Annotated in this window: 16 protein-coding genes and 4 tRNA genes; 8 read left to right on the forward strand and 12 right to left on the reverse strand. The window is 43.8% G+C overall.

Going from position 1 to position 16,432, the window contains the following annotated elements; genetic code table 11:
• Positions 1 to 142: 142 nt before the first annotated feature.
• The 9 genes from AB6E08_RS19885 to lolB all read right to left on the reverse strand — a co-directional run bounded on the left by AB6E08_RS19885 (position 143) and on the right by lolB (position 5,305).
• Positions 143 to 219, reverse strand: a tRNA-Met gene (locus AB6E08_RS19885).
• Positions 220 to 296: 77 nt separating this feature from the next.
• Positions 297 to 371 (reverse strand) — tRNA-Gln (locus AB6E08_RS19890).
• A gap of 29 nt (positions 372 to 400) precedes the next feature.
• A tRNA-Leu gene (locus AB6E08_RS19895) sits at positions 401 to 485 on the reverse strand.
• A gap of 67 nt (positions 486 to 552) precedes the next feature.
• A tRNA-Met gene (locus AB6E08_RS19900) sits at positions 553 to 629 on the reverse strand.
• A gap of 280 nt (positions 630 to 909) precedes the next feature.
• The gene (gene ychF, locus AB6E08_RS19905; protein WP_029223110.1) at positions 910 to 2,001 is read right to left on the reverse strand and encodes a redox-regulated ATPase YchF; all 1,092 of its coding nucleotides are present in this window, start codon (positions 1,999 to 2,001) and stop codon (positions 910 to 912) included.
• Positions 2,002 to 2,011: 10 nt separating this feature from the next.
• Entirely contained in the window at positions 2,012 to 2,602 is a 591-nt protein-coding gene (pth, locus tag AB6E08_RS19910; RefSeq protein ID WP_010439162.1) for an aminoacyl-tRNA hydrolase, read from the reverse strand.
• A 190-nt stretch (positions 2,603 to 2,792) separates the two neighbouring features.
• Positions 2,793 to 3,737: a ribose-phosphate pyrophosphokinase gene (locus AB6E08_RS19915; RefSeq protein ID WP_012603389.1), complete on the reverse strand. Its 945-nt coding sequence runs from the start codon at positions 3,735 to 3,737 to the stop codon at positions 2,793 to 2,795.
• A 27-nt stretch (positions 3,738 to 3,764) separates the two neighbouring features.
• On the reverse strand, positions 3,765 to 4,640 hold the full coding sequence (ispE, locus tag AB6E08_RS19920; RefSeq protein WP_029225322.1) for a 4-(cytidine 5'-diphospho)-2-C-methyl-D-erythritol kinase: 876 nt from the start codon (positions 4,638 to 4,640) through the stop codon (positions 3,765 to 3,767).
• Positions 4,637 to 5,305 (reverse strand): lipoprotein insertase outer membrane protein LolB, encoded by a 669-nt coding sequence (gene lolB / locus AB6E08_RS19925; protein WP_017099626.1) that lies wholly within the window; start codon positions 5,303 to 5,305, stop codon positions 4,637 to 4,639. Before lolB ends, ispE begins: the two co-directional genes overlap by 4 nt.
• 160 nt (positions 5,306 to 5,465) lie before the next feature.
• Between lolB and hemA the strand changes: the two genes are divergently transcribed.
• The 8 genes from hemA to ybaK all read left to right on the forward strand — a co-directional run bounded on the left by hemA (position 5,466) and on the right by ybaK (position 13,811).
• Complete coding sequence (gene hemA, locus AB6E08_RS19930; protein WP_009848729.1) at positions 5,466 to 6,725, forward strand: glutamyl-tRNA reductase; 1,260 nt, start codon at positions 5,466 to 5,468, stop codon at positions 6,723 to 6,725.
• Positions 6,726 to 6,753: 28 nt separating this feature from the next.
• Positions 6,754 to 7,842 (forward strand): peptide chain release factor 1, encoded by a 1,089-nt coding sequence (gene prfA, locus AB6E08_RS19935; RefSeq protein ID WP_009848728.1) that lies wholly within the window; start codon positions 6,754 to 6,756, stop codon positions 7,840 to 7,842.
• Positions 7,843 to 7,847: 5 nt separating this feature from the next.
• Positions 7,848 to 8,720, forward strand: a complete 873-nt coding sequence (prmC, locus tag AB6E08_RS19940) for a peptide chain release factor N(5)-glutamine methyltransferase (RefSeq protein ID WP_017099627.1) — start codon at positions 7,848 to 7,850, stop codon at positions 8,718 to 8,720.
• Positions 8,721 to 8,910: 190 nt separating this feature from the next.
• The gene (locus AB6E08_RS19945) at positions 8,911 to 9,294 is read left to right on the forward strand and encodes a SirB2 family protein (RefSeq protein WP_009848726.1); all 384 of its coding nucleotides are present in this window, start codon (positions 8,911 to 8,913) and stop codon (positions 9,292 to 9,294) included.
• Between the two features lie 27 nt (positions 9,295 to 9,321).
• Positions 9,322 to 10,131, forward strand: coding sequence for a SirB1 family protein (locus AB6E08_RS19950; RefSeq protein WP_017097592.1), 810 nt, complete (start codon positions 9,322 to 9,324; stop codon positions 10,129 to 10,131).
• A 22-nt stretch (positions 10,132 to 10,153) separates the two neighbouring features.
• On the forward strand, positions 10,154 to 11,008 hold the full coding sequence (kdsA, locus tag AB6E08_RS19955) for a 3-deoxy-8-phosphooctulonate synthase (protein ID WP_012603393.1): 855 nt from the start codon (positions 10,154 to 10,156) through the stop codon (positions 11,006 to 11,008).
• A 549-nt stretch (positions 11,009 to 11,557) separates the two neighbouring features.
• Entirely contained in the window at positions 11,558 to 13,219 is a 1,662-nt protein-coding gene (ushA, locus tag AB6E08_RS19960; protein WP_029223112.1) for a bifunctional UDP-sugar hydrolase/5'-nucleotidase UshA, read from the forward strand.
• A gap of 118 nt (positions 13,220 to 13,337) precedes the next feature.
• Positions 13,338 to 13,811: a Cys-tRNA(Pro) deacylase gene (ybaK, locus tag AB6E08_RS19965; protein WP_017099628.1), complete on the forward strand. Its 474-nt coding sequence runs from the start codon at positions 13,338 to 13,340 to the stop codon at positions 13,809 to 13,811.
• A gap of 107 nt (positions 13,812 to 13,918) precedes the next feature.
• On the opposite strand, the gene rluF is transcribed toward ybaK, so the two are convergent.
• From rluF to AB6E08_RS19980, 3 genes are all read right to left on the reverse strand, one after another.
• Positions 13,919 to 15,058: a 23S rRNA pseudouridine(2604) synthase RluF gene (gene rluF, locus AB6E08_RS19970; RefSeq protein WP_017097594.1), complete on the reverse strand. Its 1,140-nt coding sequence runs from the start codon at positions 15,056 to 15,058 to the stop codon at positions 13,919 to 13,921.
• Between the two features lie 177 nt (positions 15,059 to 15,235).
• Positions 15,236 to 15,817 carry a DNA endonuclease SmrA gene (gene smrA / locus AB6E08_RS19975; protein ID WP_009848720.1) on the reverse strand — a complete coding sequence of 194 codons (582 nt, stop codon included), beginning with the start codon at positions 15,815 to 15,817 and terminating at the stop codon, positions 15,236 to 15,238.
• Positions 15,818 to 15,984: 167 nt separating this feature from the next.
• Positions 15,985 to 16,125 (reverse strand): DUF3149 domain-containing protein, encoded by a 141-nt coding sequence (locus AB6E08_RS19980; protein ID WP_004736246.1) that lies wholly within the window; start codon positions 16,123 to 16,125, stop codon positions 15,985 to 15,987.
• Positions 16,126 to 16,432 lie beyond the last annotated feature (307 nt).

A 16,432-nucleotide genomic window follows, 5' to 3' on the forward strand; every position in this document is an offset into this window, starting at 1 on the left:
CGGCGCCAGAACCTAAATCTGGTGCGTCTACCAATTCCGCCACGACCGCAGCAAAGCTTTTACTCTAGCGAAGAGTATAGTTATATCGACATTGGTGATTCAATATAACGTTGTTTGTACTTTTTCTTTCATAAAGAAAGAATGGTGGCTACTGCGGGATTCGAACCTGCGACCCCATCATTATGAGTGATGTGCTCTAACCAACTGAGCTAAGTAGCCATCTGAGAGCGAAGTAATATAATATAATCTCGCTTCCAAAGCCATTATCTTTTTAAAGATAATTACACTTTAAATTGTGGCTGGGCTACCTGGATTCGAACCAGGGAATGCTGGCATCAAAAGCCAGTGCCTTACCGCTTGGCGATAGCCCAACAGGATATCATTTAAGATATCTAAATAATGGTGCGGTCGGAGAGACTTGAACTCTCACACCTCTCGGCGCCAGAACCTAAATCTGGTGCGTCTACCAATTCCGCCACGACCGCTTTATTTCCTAAAAACTCTTTGTTGTCAAAAGACATACGTTCAATAACAAACAGAGTGCTTAGGAAATGGTGGCTACTGCGGGATTCGAACCTGCGACCCCATCATTATGAGTGATGTGCTCTAACCAACTGAGCTAAGTAGCCATTTCCAAATTGTTGCTCATTTCGAGACGTTGCCGCTTCGTTGTGAACGGGGCGCATTATGCGGAGTTGAGTGAAACCCGTCAACTTTTTTTTTGAATAAATCACGAATAAACATCTGTTCGGTTTCTTTTTAGTCAAAGAGGCGTATTTGTCAGCAAGAAATAGGTTCAAATGCTGATATATATAGGAAGTTAAGTTTTGGATAAGAAGCTCTTTAGAAAGAGCGAAAACGAAAAAGGCCAGTGAATTCACTGGCCTTTTATTAGATGTTTATCGGTAATTAAACGTTGAAACGGAAGTGAACAACATCACCATCTTTAACGATGTATTCTTTGCCTTCAAGACGCCATTTACCTGCATCTTTTGCTCCGCTTTCACCGCCAAATTCGATGAAATGTTCGTAACCAACTACTTCTGCACGGATGAATCCTTTTTCGAAGTCGGTGTGGATCTTGCCTGCAGCTTGTGGCGCAGTCGCACCTACAGGGATCGTCCAAGCGCGAACTTCTTTAACACCTGCAGTGAAGTAAGTCTGAAGAGTAAGTAGTTCGTAACCAGAGCGGATCACTCGGTTAAGGCCTGGTTCTTCGATACCCATGTCTGCAAGGAACTCTTCACGATCTTCATCGTCAAGTTCAGAAAGCTCAGATTCGATTGCAGCACAAACAGCAACAACAACGTTGTTCTCTTTTTCTGCGTACTCACGAACTGCGTCTAGGTAAGGGTTGTTTTCAAAACCATCTTCAGCAACGTTTGCGATGTACATTGTTGGCTTAAGCGTTAGGAAGTTAAGGTAGTCGATCGCCGCTACTTCTTCTTTAGCAAGTTCAACAGTACGAGCCATACCACCTTCAGTCAGGATAGGTAGTAGCTTTTCAAGAACCGTAGTTTCGAATTTAGCGTCTTTATCGCCGCCTTTTGCTTTTTTAGCATTGCGGAATATTGCACGTTCACAGCTATCTAGATCGGCAAGAGCAAGCTCAAGGTTGATCACTTCGATATCTTCGATAGGTGATACTTTGCCTGAAACGTGAACGATGTTTTCGTTTTCAAAGCAGCGTACAACGTGACCGATAGCATCAGTTTCGCGGATGTTAGCTAGGAACTTGTTACCTAGACCTTCGCCTTTAGATGCGCCAGCAACTAGGCCTGCGATATCTACGAATTCCATTGTCGTTGGAAGGATCTTCTGTGGATTAACAATTTTTGCTAATGCATCTAAGCGTAGATCTGGAACCGGAACGATACCTGTGTTTGGTTCGATCGTACAAAATGGAAAGTTTGCTGCTTCGATGCCTGCTTTAGTCAGTGCGTTAAACAGAGTTGACTTACCAACGTTTGGTAGACCAACGATGCCACATTTAAAACCCATGATATAAACCTTATTCTGCTTTGAACGTATGTAAGCGATTTTGTGCTTTTGGTAGGCCATCTTTCAATAAGATGTCTAGGCTACGAACCGATTCGTCAACGACAGCCTCGATACACTCTTGCTCTTTCGCAGGAGCTTTGCCTAATACATAACCTGCAACTTTATCTTTGTGTCCTGGATGGCCAATGCCTAATCTAAGACGATAGAATTCTTTATTGTTACCCTGTTTGCTGATGATGTCTTTCAGACCATTATGTCCACCATGACCACCACCTTTTTTAAACTTTCCAATACCTGGAGGAAGATCTAACTCATCGTGAGCGACCATGATCTCTTCTGGTTTAATTTGGTAGAACTTTGCTAAGGCAGCAACAGCTTTGCCTGACAAGTTCATAAAAGTCGTTGGGATCAGCAAACGAAGATCTTCACCATGAACCATGATACGACCCGTTAGGCCAAAGAACTTTGGTTCGTTCTTCAGTGTCACGTTGTGTACACGTGCTAATTCTTCAACTACCCAAGCACCCGCATTGTGGCGAGTTTTGGCGTATTCTGGACCTGGATTAGCCAGTCCAACGAGAAGTTTTATTTGTTGGCTCAAGGTATGGATCTCTCTTGGGATTTCAAAAAGCGCCGTATGATATCACAGTTTATGAAAAAGGTGCGAGCTAGCTGATAGCAACTCAATGATTCAAACTGTGGTCGTTAGATATAAAAAAAGCACTTCATCGAATGAAGTGCTTAATATCTTTTTCAGATTGTTCTGCTAAAGCAAAGCTATAGAGCTTTGATTAGTTGAACATCGCAGAGATAGACTCTTCGTTGCTGATACGACGAATCGCTTCAGCAAGCATGCGAGAAAGGCTTAGTTCAGTTACTTTACCTGTCGCGGCCATTTCCGGAGAAAGCTTGATTGAATCGGTAACAATAACTTGGTCTAGAACTGAATTGCGGATGTTTTCTGCAGCAGTACCAGAGAATACAGCGTGAGTTGCGTAAGCGAATACACGCTTAGCACCGCGCTCTTTAAGCGCTTCAGCTGCTTTACATAGTGTGCCACCAGTATCGATCATGTCATCAACGATAACACAGTCACGACCTTCAACATCACCGATTAGGTTCATTACTTCAGAAACGTTAGCACGTGGACGACGCTTATCAACGATAGCGATGTCAACATCACCTAGCGCTTTAGCTGTAGCACGAGCACGTACAACACCACCAAGGTCTGGAGAAACCACAACTGGGTTTTCTAGGCCACGGTTAGCCATGTCTTCTAGAAGAACTGGAGTGCCGAAAATGTTATCAACAGGTACATCGAAGAAGCCTTGGATTTGCTCTGCGTGTAGGTCGATAGTCAAAACGCGGTCAACACCAACGTTAGAAAGGAAATCTGCAACAACTTTTGCAGTAATAGGCACACGAGCAGAACGTACACGACGATCTTGACGGGCATAACCGAAGTAAGGGATTACAGCAGTAATACGGCCAGCAGAAGCTCGGCGCATTGCGTCAATCATTACCACCAATTCCATAAGGTTGTCATTGGTTGGTGCACAAGTTGATTGAATCAGGAATACATCGCTACCACGAACGTTTTCATTGATTTGAACAGCGACTTCGCCATCAGAAAAACGGTCTACAGTAGCATCGCCAAGAGAGATGTATAGACGATCAGCAATACGTTGGGCTAGTTCAGGTGTTGCGTTACCAGCAAATAGCTTCATATCAGGCACGGTGGAAACCTCGGGTTGCGTCCAGTTTTAAATAGATTGTGGGTGGGCTGATTGGTATTCAGCCAAAGTTTCTTTCAAAGGCGAAATGTTTCGTCCTTTCGCGACAAACGCGGAAACTGTGTCAGGTAGTTGCTCTAGTACCAGTTCGGCTTCTTTTTTGCTGCTAAATTCAGCAAAAACGCACGAACCTGTACCAGTCAATCTCGACGGCGCGTATTGTAGCAGCCATGAAAGTTGCTTATCAACCTCTGGGTACAGCATTCGCACAATTTTTTCGCAATCGTTTACGTATTCTTGCTCTAGAAGCGTTGATAGTGCTCGCTTCGGCGTATTTCGAGTTAATTCTGAATGTGTGAATATGTCTACAGTTGCTATGCTCACTTGAGGTTTAACAACGAGATACCATTTCTCATCCGGATTAGCGGGTTGTAATTGTTCACCAACACCTTCAGCAAAGGCGGCGTGGCCTCGAACGAAGACCGGAACGTCTGCACCAAGCTTTAAGCCAATCTCAGCTAACTGGTCATCAGACAGGTTGAGTTGCCATAAATGGTTGAGCGCGACCAACACGGTTGCGGCATTTGAAGAGCCTCCGCCAATGCCACCTCCCATAGGAAGCACTTTCTTTAACTGAATATCCGCACCGAAAGTTGTCGATGTATATTGTTGAAGGGCAGTTGCGGCTTTCCAAATCAGGTTATCTTCTGTCGCAACGCCTGGAATTTCAGGTGTGATTGTTATCGAGCTTGTTTCTCGGTTTGCGGTAACCGTAAGTTCATCGCCAAAGTCGACAAACTGAAATAGGGTCTGAAGTTCGTGATAGCCATTATCGCGTCGGCCAGTGATATAGAGAAATAAATTCAGCTTAGCTGGCGAAGGCCAGTGCGTTGGCGTTGTTATCATTTTTTCAGTGTCCACTTCGAAACTACAATGTTGATTTTGTTCTCGTCTTGCTTGAATGACAATCGAGTAGGGAGTGGGATTGTCTCTACGTTCGTGCTGTCTTCACTAGAGTTCTTGCTGTCTTCACCAGATAATAGTGTACTCGGCATCTCTGTATTGCGATAGTTAGCAAAATTCAGGGTCCACAATTGACTGCTGACTTGTTTAGACAGAGATTCAAGCGTGTTAGTGCTGTTGAGTTGGTAGCTGTCTGCTTGGTCGGGAATGCCAAGGAACCATTGTGGTAGGTGATCAATGGGGATCTGCAATCCAGTAAGTTGCTCTACCAATACAGATGCACTTGCATGGGTGAATACTTGATCATCGTAAGTCACGACTTTTGCACCCAAACTGTCGATTGTAAGGTTCAAAGCGGTTTGACCAAGGAAAGTGGTCAGTCTTAATTGGCTTTGATTTGGGGAGTGCTTCCATATGAAGTTTAGGCTTTGGCGTTGCTCTGGAGAAATGTAAGCGAGCTTGCCTGAAGCTTGATAGTTTTCTATCTGTAAAAGCCTGTTTTGGTGACTTTGCCACTCAACGCTGGTCGGTTGTTCTGGGATAGACGAGCACCCCACCATAATGATGGTCAAAAAAATAAGAGACGTGATTTTTCGAAGCTTGCTCATATTTGCTCACAACTTGTTCAAATTTATCTAAAAAACGTCTCAACTATAGCATTGAATTCACGAACTCAGGAAAACAAATCCCGCTTGCTCTTTAAATAGAGCCATGCATCAAGTAAAATTCGCCCCTTGTTTCCATTCCCTGATCGAGAACTTCTGATACATGTCTTTGCTTGCCGTAGGTATCAATCACAATACAGCGTCGGTTGAATTGCGAGAAAAAGTCGCTTTTGGTCCAGATAAATTATCTGAGGCACTTAAGCAACTTAACGCAAATGCACACGTAAATGGAAGTGTCATACTTTCTACCTGTAATCGAACTGAAGTGTATTGTGACGTCAAAGGCGTGGCAAAAAACAAGTTGATCGATTGGCTGTCTGTATTTCATCAAGTTAGCCCTGAAGAATTAAAACCGAGTATCTACATCCATGAAGAACAAGCCGCGATTAAGCACTTAATGCGCGTTGCCTGTGGTTTGGACTCTCTGGTGTTGGGTGAACCACAGATTTTAGGTCAGGTGAAGCAAGCTTATACAGATTCCCGAGATAACAAATCTGTTGATGCTTCAATGGAAAAACTGTTTCAGAAATCATTTTCTGTCGCTAAGCGTGTTCGAACTGAAACTGAAATTGGCGGAAGCGCGGTTTCAGTTGCTTACGCAGCTTGCACATTAGCCAAACACATCTTTGAGTCGATTGCTGAATCAACGGTGTTATTGGTAGGTGCGGGTGAGACGATTGAATTGGTGGCAAAACACCTTTCAGCGAATGGTTGCACCAAGATGATTGTGGCCAACCGAACTCGTGAGCGTGCTTTAGGGCTAGCAGAAGAGTTTGGTGCTGAAGTGATTAGCCTCAATGAAATCCCCGATCACCTGCATCGAGCGGATATCGTGATCAGCTCAACCGCTAGTCCACTGCCTATTATTGGGAAGGGCATGGTTGAGACCGCACTTAAGACAAGAAAACATCAACCGATGTTGTTGGTTGATATTGCAGTGCCTCGAGACGTTGAGTCTCAGGTAGGCGATCTGAATGATGCTTACCTGTATTCCGTTGATGATCTGCAGTCGATTGTTGATGGCAACATTGAACAACGTAAAGTGGAAGCTATCCAAGCGGAAGCTATTGTTAGTGAAGAAAGTGCGGCCTTCATGAGTTGGATGCGCTCACTGCAAGCGGTAGACAGTATTCGTGACTATCGTAAATCGGCCAATGAAATCCGAGAAGAATTATTAAGTAAGAGTTTACAATCACTTGCTGCTGGTGGTGACCCTGAAAAAGTCTTACTTGAGCTAAGTAATAAGCTCACAAACAAATTGATCCATGCTCCAACGCGTGCACTCCAAAGTGCAGCAGAGCAAGGAGAACCTGCAAAATTAACGGTCATTAGACAGAGTTTGGGCTTAGAAAACCCTCAATAATATTCGACCTCCAACAGAATAAGACATTATGAAAGCCTCGATTCTAATAAAGCTTGAAACACTTGTTGAACGCTATGAAGAAGTTCAACATCTACTTGGTGATCCCGATGTACTTGGGAATCAAGATAAATTCCGTGCCTTGTCAAAAGAGTATTCTCAATTAGAAGAGGTGACGGGGTGCTTTAAATCATACCAGCAAGCTCAAGAAGATTTAGAAGCTGCTGAAGAGATGGCAAATGAAGACGACGCAGAAATGCGTGAAATGGCTCAAGAAGAAATCAAAGATGCGAAAGCGAACATTGAACGTCTGACTGATGAGCTGCAAATTCTTCTGATTCCAAAAGATCCAAACGATGAGCGTAACTGTTTCTTAGAGATTCGTGCCGGCGCAGGTGGTGATGAAGCGGGTATCTTTGCGGGTAACCTTTTCCGTATGTACTCTAAGTTTGCCGAGAAAAAAGGCTGGCGCGTCGAAGTGATGAGCAGCAATGTTTCAGAGCAGGGCGGCTTTAAAGAGATGATCGCTAAAATCAGTGGCGATGCTGTTTACGGCACAATGAAGTTCGAGTCTGGTGGTCACCGTGTACAACGTGTACCTGAGACTGAATCACAAGGTCGTGTTCATACGTCTGCATGTACCGTTGCGGTTATGCCTGAGATTCCAGAAGCAGATCTGCCAGAGATCAAAGCTGGCGACCTTAAGATTGATACTTTCCGTGCATCTGGCGCGGGTGGTCAGCACGTTAACACCACGGATTCAGCAATCCGTATTACTCACTTACCAACAGGTACAGTAGTAGAGTGTCAAGACGAGCGTTCTCAGCATAAAAACAAAGCGAAAGCGATGGCTGTTCTTGCGGCTCGTATCGTTCAAGCTGAAGAAGAGCGTCGTGCTGCTGCGATTTCAGATACACGTCGTAACCTATTAGGTTCTGGTGACCGTAGTGACCGTATTCGTACGTACAACTACCCTCAAGGCCGTGTTTCTGATCACCGCATCAACTTAACTATCTACCGCCTGAACGAAGTTCTGGAAGGTGATATGCAAAGCCTGCTTGATCCTGTTCTACAAGAGCACCAAGCCGATCAACTAGCAGCACTTGCTGAGCACAACTAATTACTATGCAGTCAGCATATACGGTTGAAAGTGCTTTAAAGTCAGCAATCGTACAGCTTCAAGAGGGCGATAACACATCGCCCTCGATTGATGCTGCGGTACTGCTTTGCCACGCCTTAGATAAACCAAGATCTTACCTACTGACTTGGCCTGAGAAGTATCTCACTTCAGAACAAGAATCCGAATTCAATACCCTTCTAAAACGTCGCTTAACCGGTGAGCCTGTGGCTTATATTGTTGGTGAACGTGAGTTTTGGTCGCTGCCGTTAAAAGTCTCTCCTTCTACTTTAATCCCGCGTCCAGATACGGAACGTTTGGTTGAAGTGGCGTTAGACAAAACGTATGGCAAGCAAGGTGCGATTCTCGATTTAGGAACTGGTACAGGTGCGATTGCTTTGGCATTGGCCTCTGAGATGCCGAACCGACCAGTGACGGGGATTGATCTTCGTCCGGAAGCGCAGCAACTTGCGACAGAAAACGCTCAGCGATTAAATATCACCAACGCCACCTTTTTACACGGCAGTTGGTTTGAGCCTTTGAACCTAGCCAACTCTGAAAAAGAAGCGGTGAAGTTCTCGTTGATTGTCTCTAACCCACCTTACATAGAGAAGAATGACCCTCATTTATCTCAAGGTGATGTGCGTTTTGAACCGATCACAGCGTTAGTTGCTGAAGAGAAAGGTTTAGCAGATATTCGATACATTTCTGAAAACGCACGAAGCTTTTTAGAAAACGAAGGTTGGTTAGCGTTTGAACACGGTTACGACCAAGGTTTAGCTGTACGTGAGATTATGCAGGCGCTCGGATATCTCGATGTTGTGACAGAGAAAGATTACGGTGGTAATGACCGAGTGACATTGGGTCGTTACTGTTCATAGGCTGCTGTTAATCATCTTGTGAGCAATAGATGATGAACTTGCTAAATTGATACCTTTAACTCGAAAATACACTTAACTTGATAATGCATTTAACGCAGAAATACAGATATTTAACGCAGAAATACAGAGCATTAACGGGTATTGTGTGGCTCGTGTTAACGAAAGACATATAAAAATATAAAGGAATACCATGTACGAAGGTTTAAAACATTTTCACCTATTAACGATTGCTATAAGCGCACTGCTTCTTTCGATTCGTTTCGCTCTTATGATGGCTAACTCACCGAAGCTTAAGCATCCTTTCTTACAGCGTTTCCCTCATATCAATGACTCATTGCTGTTGCTTTCGGGTATTGGTTTGATTTTTATCACTGGCTTTATTCCATTTACACCAGCAGCACCCTGGTTAACCGAAAAACTAACCTGTGTTATGGCTTACATCGCACTGGGCTTCTTTGCGCTTAAGCTAGGTAAAAACAAGCTACTGAGAGTGTTCTCTTTCTTTGGTGCGCTTGGCTGGTTAGCGATGGCAGGTAAAATTGCAATGACGAAGACACCAACATTTTTCGGTTAATTATCTCCTTATTTCGGTTAACTACCTATGTACGAATTTTTTGATGAAGACTTTGACCAGCTAGAGTTAGCTGAAGGTGCATTGATCTTAAATAAAGCGATTAACCCAGAAACTCAAGACAGTTGGGCAGAACAAGAGTTGGCGAGATTGTTAAAAGACGCCGAGTTTGCTTTGGTTAACGAAACGGATGAACAGCAGAAGTTTGAATCCTTTATTCGACTATTCTTTTATGAGTGGGGTTTTGCTGGGGATAAAGATGCGTATTTTTCTTCGGAAAACGCATTTATCGATAAAGTACTTGAGAGAAAAAAAGGCATTCCAGTGAGTCTTGGTGCGATCTTTCTTTATCTAGGTCGCAAGTTAGGCTTCCCTGTTGAAGGCGTGTCTTTCCCAACTCAATTCTTACTTAAAGTGAGTTGGTTCGGGCAAGCTGCTGTATACATTAACCCGTACAACGGCGAGTACGTTGGCGTGCAAACTTTACGAGCATGGCTTATTGGGCATGATGGCCCACTAGCTAAGGTAAAAGCTGAACACTTAGAAGTTGCTGACCACCCAACGATTATTGGTAAGTGGCTAGCGTTACTTAAGAGTGCATTGCTTCGAGAAGAGCGTTATACGCTTGCATTGAAGTGTACCGACCTTGCGTTAACGTTTGTGCCGGATGATCCGTATGAAATCCGCGACCGCGGCTTTATTTATCAGCAGCTAGACTGTCATCAGGTCGCTGCTACGGATTATCAATATTTTATCGACCAATGCCCAGATGACCCTGCATCTGAGCTACTAAAATCTCAAGTGAACGTCATGAACGAAAAGATAGTGGTTGTTCACTAATTAATAATTATTTAGAGAGAATATGATGGAACAGAAAACAGTTCACATTGGCAATATGCCAATTGCTAATGACAAGCCATTTACGCTATTTGCAGGTATGAACGTTCTTGAATCTCGCGATCTAGCTATGCAGATCTGTGAGCACTACGTGAAAGTAACAGAGAAGTTGGGTATCCCTTATGTATTTAAGGCGTCTTTCGACAAAGCAAACCGTAGCTCAGTTCACTCATACCGTGGTCCTGGCATGGAAGAAGGTCTTAAAATTTTCCAAGAGCTGAAAGATACCTTTGGCGTGAAGATCATCACTGATATTCACACTGAAGCGCAAGCTCAGCCTGTTGCTGATGTGGTTGATGTAATCCAGCTTCCAGCGTTCCTTGCTCGTCAAACTGATCTTGTTGAAGCAATGGCTAAGACTGGCGCGGTTATCAATGTGAAGAAGCCTCAGTTCATGAGCCCAGATCAAGTGGGTAATATCGTTGATAAGTTTGCTGAGTGTGGCAACGAGAACATCATTCTTTGTGAACGCGGTTCTTGCATGGGTTATGACAACTTAGTAGTTGATATGCTTGGTTTTGGTGTGATGAAGAAATCATCAAACGGTAGCCCAATCATCTTTGATGTGACTCACGCGCTTCAAATGCGTGATCCATCAGGTGCTGCATCTGGCGGTCGTCGTGAGCAAACGGTTGAACTAGCTAAAGCGGGCATTGCGACGGGTATTGCTGGTCTATTTCTTGAGGCTCACCCTAACCCGGATCAAGCTCGTTGTGATGGCCCATCAGCTCTACCGCTAGATAAGCTAGAACCGTTCTTGAAGCAGATGAAAGCACTTGATGACCTTATCAAAGGCTTCGAGCACATCGAAATCAAATAGTTTTATCTGATGTTAAGTCACTAGTATTAACTAGAGAGTGTTAACTCGTTATTTGATTGTAATAGACAAACGCCCAACTCTTAGAGTTGGGCGTTTTTTAATGGAACATCCGTTTAGTTCACCGAAGCCTCGGCCTATTTGGGCTATGACTAAGCTGTCTGTCTGGCTGTTCACGAACTTGTTTTGCAGTGCGTCAATCCACGATAGGCGATTAACCCCTTGTTAACAGAGCCTCTGATTCCCTAAGAAAGCGGTATAGGTGTGTGAGGTCTGTCCTGTTTGTAGTGAATTGCTGACATTCATCACACTTTATAAGTAAACGATTGCCTGTGATGCAGGGGAAGTTTGAGTGTAATCTCATAATTTTGTTACACTTAACTGTTGATTCATGCGTGACCAATTCGACATAAATATGAAATCATCGTGTTACATTTAGAATGTTAATTTAAGATTAGTCATGTTGAAGTCTTATTGTTCGAACTCCAGACAAGGAGTCGCAATGGATTATAGAAAGCAGTGGATTCCCCTAAAAAGTTCAAAGGTATGACAATGAAGCAACGCCTTATTCTAAAGACAGCACTAAGTGCTGCAATCCTAGCTACTTTGGCTGGATGTGCGTCTCAATCAGCTCATGATTGGAACCAAGACGAAACTTATAAGCTAACTATCCTGCATACGAACGACAACCATGGTCGTTTTTGGCAGAACAAATACGGCGAATACGGCATGTCTGCACGTAAAACGCTTGTTGACCAACTTCGTGCAGAAGTTGAAGCAGAAGGCGGTAGCGTGTTGCTTCTATCTGGCGGTGACATCAACACTGGTGTACCAGAGTCAGACCTTCAGGATGCAGAACCTGATTTTAAAGGTATGAATAAAATTGGTTACGATGCAATGGCATTAGGTAACCACGAGTTCGATAACTCACTAGACGTACTGCAAAAACAGATCGACTGGGCAAACTTCCCAATGCTATCTGCAAACATCTACGACAAAGCGACAGGCGAGCGTAAATTCCAAGCTTACGAGATGTTTGAAAAGCAAGGTATCAAAATTGCTGTTATCGGTCTAACGACTGAAGATACTGCGAAAATTGGTAACCCAGAATTTATTGCTGGTATCGATTTCCGTGACCCTAAAGAAGAAGCGAAGAAACTGATCGCTGAACTTAAAGAAACAGAAAAACCCGATCTTATCTTCGCTGTGACTCACATGGGTCACTACGAAAATGGTCAGCGTGGTGTTAATGCTCCGGGTGATGTAGCACTAGCTCGTTACCTAAATGAAGGCGATCTAGATATGATCGTTGGTGGTCACTCTCAAGAGCCTGTATGTATGGAAGGCCCTAACGTTGCGAAGCAAAACTTCAAGCCGGGTGATGAGTGTAAACCAGACGTTCAAAACGGTACTTACATCGTTCAAGCTCACGAGTGGGGCAAGTACGTAGGCCGTGCTGATTACGAATTCCGTAATGGCGAACTAGAGATGGTGAGCTACGACTTGGTTCCCGTTAACCTTAAGAAGAAAGTTAAGATTGACGGCAAGAAGCAACGCGTTCTTATTCAAGATGAAATCGCACAAGATCCAGAGCTGCTTGAATTCCTACGTCCTTTCCAAGAACAGGGCCAAGCTCAGTTAGAAGTTCAAATCGCTGAGACAAATGGCAAGCTTGAAGGTGACCGTAACGTAGTTCGCTTCCAACAAACTAACCTGGGTCGTTTGATTGCGACTTCTCACATGGAGCGTGCAAAAGCAGACTTCGCTGTGATGAACTCTGGTGGCGTTCGTGACTCAATTGAAGCCGGCGATGTGACGTACAAAGATGTACTAACAGTACAGCCTTTTGCAAACATCCTGACTTACACTGATATGACTGGTAAAGAAGTTCTAGATTACCTAAACGTAGTGGCGACTAAACCTGTTGATTCAGGTGCTTATGCACAGTTTGCAGGTATTTCTATGACTGTCGCTGACGGTGAAGTATCGAATGTCTTCATCGGTGGCAAGCAGCTTCGTTTAGATGAAACATACCGCTTTACGGTACCAAGCTTTAACGCTGCTGGCGGTGACGGTTACCCTAAACTGTCTGATCACCCTGGCTTTGTGAACACAGGTTTTGTTGACGCTGAAGTACTAAAAGAGTACCTAGAAGCAAACAGCCCTGTTGATGTGAACAAGTACGCGCCTTCAGGTCAAATGGTTTACAAGTAATTGAACCCAGTTAATTGAATCACTAGGTGCTAAATTAGATTGACTCTAGCACCATGATAAATTTAACTAAAGCGACGCCTCGGCGTCGCTTTTTGTTTATCTATCGTTTGGATTTGTTATGACCCCTGCAATCAATCTCGCCAAGAAAAAGAAAATCGCTCACAGTGTGCATCAGTATCATCATGATACAAATAACACGAATTATGGATTAGAGGCTGTCGAAGCGCTTGGTCAAGATCCCAAACGTGTATTCAAAACTCTGTTGTTCAGCTTGAATGGTGTGGCGAAAGATTTGGCGGTAGCTGTTATTCCTGTTGACCAGAAGTTAAACCTTAAGCTTGCAGCTAAAGCAGCGAAAGGTAAAAAAGCAGAGATGGCTGATCCAGATATTGCTCAGAAAACGACAGGTTATGTGGTGGGAGGAATCAGTCCTCTTGGTCAGAAAAAAGCATTACCTACCTTTGTTCATTCCAGCGCTACCGATTTTGAAACGATATGTGTGAGTGCAGGGAAGAGAGGGTTAGAGATCGAGCTAGATCCGAAAGACTTAGTACTACTTACGCGTGGTCAGTTTGCTGAACTATGCCTGTAGCTTGTGCTTTCCATAACGATAAACGTACATGATCACAAATAAAAACGCCCGCTAGACTAATCTAGCGGGCGTTTCTTTATCGGCAGTCCCGTTTGAAAGGATTCTGACTATTTCTTCAAACCTAAAGTACCACCAACACGTTTCGGTGCAGGTTTGTTCGGCCTGTTTGAATCTTGACTACGGTCTGTCGGTTTACCGCTTCGACGTTCGTTATTGTCGCGATCTGTGCGATTGCGATCCGAACGGTTTTTATCTGAATTAGAACGCTCTGAACGAGAGTTTGATTTCCAGTTTTCGGTATTGCCACCGCCACCGCTTTCACCGTTCGATGAGTTACGGCCACGCTTTGAGTTAGGCGCATGACGGAATTCATCCGCATTGTTACCGCGGTAAGTGCGAGTACGGTTCTCGTTTTGATTACGGCGCGCTGTTGAAGTTTGGTTCTCTTCACGGCTATCAAAAAGTTTCGCGTCAGTTGCTTTACGAATTCGTTGACCTTTCGCGTTCATTTTTGACGCATCTTCAGTACTTACTGAGCCTTCACACATCGCCAAGATTTCATTAATCTCTTCGTCGCTCAGGTAGCGCCATTTTCCGTTAGGAATACCGTCTAATGAGATGTTCATAATACGAACACGGCGTAGCTTAAATACTTCGTAACCGAGCGCTTCACACATACGGCGAATCTGACGGTTAAGGCCTTGCGTTAATGTGATGCGAAACGAGAACTTGGTCTCTTTCTCTACCTTACATGGCAAGGTAACAGTATCGAGAATATGAACGCCAGCGCCCATTTGCTTCAAGAACTCAGTCGTAATAGGTTTGTCTACACGAACCACGTATTCTTTCTCGTGGTTGTTACCTGCACGTAGGATTTTGTTTACGATATCGCCATCGTTGGTCAAGAAGATAAGACCATCAGAAGGCTTATCTAGACGACCAATAGGGAATATACGCTTGTGGTGACCTATAAAGTCGACGATGTTGCCTGGAATATCACGCTCAGTAGTACAGGTGATACCTGTTGGTTTATTAAGAGCAATGTAGATCGGCTTTTCTCTTGAACGAACTGGTTTATTGTCGATCTCAACATCATCACCAGGCAAGACTTTAGTACCCATTTCAGGGATCTTACCGTTAATAGTAACTCGGCCAGCATCAATGAGTTTGTCGGCTTCGCGGCGTGAGCAAAAACCAGTTTCACTGATGTATTTATTAAGGCGTTTAGCTTGGGATTCTTGTGACATGATATTCTCTTAGCGTTTCACAACGGAAATATAGATAAACAAAAAGCAACCTCTGAATAGTTGCTTTGAGCTGGGATTCGTTAACTGAGGACAATTTTAGCACTTGGTGTGAGTCTAGGCACGAAATATCGCTCTTGATGCAAGACCGCTATTAGCTTAATTATTTATCTCAACTTATCAACTGCTGCGCTTTTGATGGCGCTCTCTGTTCTCTAGCTTTTTGTCATTACTCTTTCTGAGCATGACATAGACCGCGCCAGTACCACCATGAAATTGCTGAGCAGAATGTACACATTGAACATCGTTAATCTGTGTTAGCCAATTTGCCACGTAGCTTTTCATCATTGCTGGTGGATTCGAACGCTCACCTTTACCGTGGACAATGATAACGGTGCGAACATCCATTCTTAAACACTGGCGTAAAAATGAGAGTACTTCGTTACGAGCGTCTTTCAGTGTTTTCCTGTGAAGGTCGAGTTTGGCTTGAATTGGATACTTGCCCAAGCGCAGCTTTTTGTATACGCCTTCTTGTACACCATCTTTCTTATAAGCAATGACATCGTCAGGTTTGATCATTGGAGAGTAGTCTAATGATAAGTAGTCTTTCTCGTCGTCAGACAGCCACATAGCGGCTTCACGCTTAGCAAGGTGAGATTCTGTGACTCGGTGTACTTTCTGGTGTTCGGCGGTGTCATGGTCGATACGTTTAACATCGCCCATCATTTCTTGGAATAGATCTAAGTCGTCATCATGAGACATAGTGTGTATCTCAAGTTGGATAAGGATAAGGTAAGTATACCTAAGTTGAGGCCGGGTTTAAAAATGAAAAAACCGGAGAAGACAATAAGTCGGCTCCGGTGCAAAGCGTTTTTACATCTACCTAAAGAAAATGATACTTAAAAGTAGATGATTTAGGCTGAGCGATTCTAGTGAGGAGATTTTTCAGTCATAACTTTGTAGATGAAGAAGCCTCCATAGAACATCATGAGACCCAGAGCCCCGAATATTACTATCATTGAAGATAGCCCCACCGCATTACCAAATAGGAGTTCTAGCCAAAAGTCCATGTGTATACCTCAAAGTTATATGACACGAGTTAGTGTATTAACTGGTGTTATCAATTCACTGATCTGGATCAATCCTGTTTCATAAGTTAAATACTTGTTGGTAACTGTGTGTTTTTCGTCACATTGGCATTTCACTTGTACGTCTTTTGTTCGAACGATTCGATATTGTAAAAAAGAGTGAAAAAAGCCCTTGCGGATAAACTCAGAATCCGTATTATACGCTTCATCGACAGGCAATCAGCCAGTTAGATATCTCGGTGAATAGCGCAGCTTGGTAGCGCATCTGGTTTGGGACCAGAGGGTCGGG

The organism is Vibrio sp. 10N.247.310.24 (genome assembly GCF_041467175.1).
Lineage (GTDB): Bacteria > Pseudomonadota > Gammaproteobacteria > Enterobacterales > Vibrionaceae > Vibrio > Vibrio tasmaniensis_A.

Excerpts from the sequence above, each read along its gene's own strand:
- ychF (WP_029223110.1), bottom strand. The coding sequence starts at position 2,001 with ATGGGTTTTAAATGTGGCATCGTTGGTCTACCAAACGTTGGTAAGTCA.
- ispE (WP_029225322.1), bottom strand. The coding sequence starts at position 4,640 with ATGATAACAACGCCAACGCACTGGCCTTCGCCAGCTAAGCTGAATTTA.
- lolB (WP_017099626.1), bottom strand. The coding sequence starts at position 5,305 with ATGAGCAAGCTTCGAAAAATCACGTCTCTTATTTTTTTGACCATCATT.
- hemA (WP_009848729.1), top strand. The coding sequence starts at position 5,466 with ATGTCTTTGCTTGCCGTAGGTATCAATCACAATACAGCGTCGGTTGAA.
- prfA (WP_009848728.1), top strand. The coding sequence starts at position 6,754 with ATGAAAGCCTCGATTCTAATAAAGCTTGAAACACTTGTTGAACGCTAT.
- prmC (WP_017099627.1), top strand. The coding sequence starts at position 7,848 with ATGCAGTCAGCATATACGGTTGAAAGTGCTTTAAAGTCAGCAATCGTA.
- AB6E08_RS19945 (WP_009848726.1), top strand. The coding sequence starts at position 8,911 with ATGTACGAAGGTTTAAAACATTTTCACCTATTAACGATTGCTATAAGC.
- AB6E08_RS19950 (WP_017097592.1), top strand. The coding sequence starts at position 9,322 with ATGTACGAATTTTTTGATGAAGACTTTGACCAGCTAGAGTTAGCTGAA.
- kdsA (WP_012603393.1), top strand. The coding sequence starts at position 10,154 with ATGATGGAACAGAAAACAGTTCACATTGGCAATATGCCAATTGCTAAT.
- ushA (WP_029223112.1), top strand. The coding sequence starts at position 11,558 with ATGAAGCAACGCCTTATTCTAAAGACAGCACTAAGTGCTGCAATCCTA.
- ybaK (WP_017099628.1), top strand. The coding sequence starts at position 13,338 with ATGACCCCTGCAATCAATCTCGCCAAGAAAAAGAAAATCGCTCACAGT.
- rluF (WP_017097594.1), bottom strand. The coding sequence starts at position 15,058 with ATGTCACAAGAATCCCAAGCTAAACGCCTTAATAAATACATCAGTGAA.
- smrA (WP_009848720.1), bottom strand. The coding sequence starts at position 15,817 with ATGTCTCATGATGACGACTTAGATCTATTCCAAGAAATGATGGGCGAT.
- AB6E08_RS19980 (WP_004736246.1), bottom strand. The coding sequence starts at position 16,125 with ATGGACTTTTGGCTAGAACTCCTATTTGGTAATGCGGTGGGGCTATCT.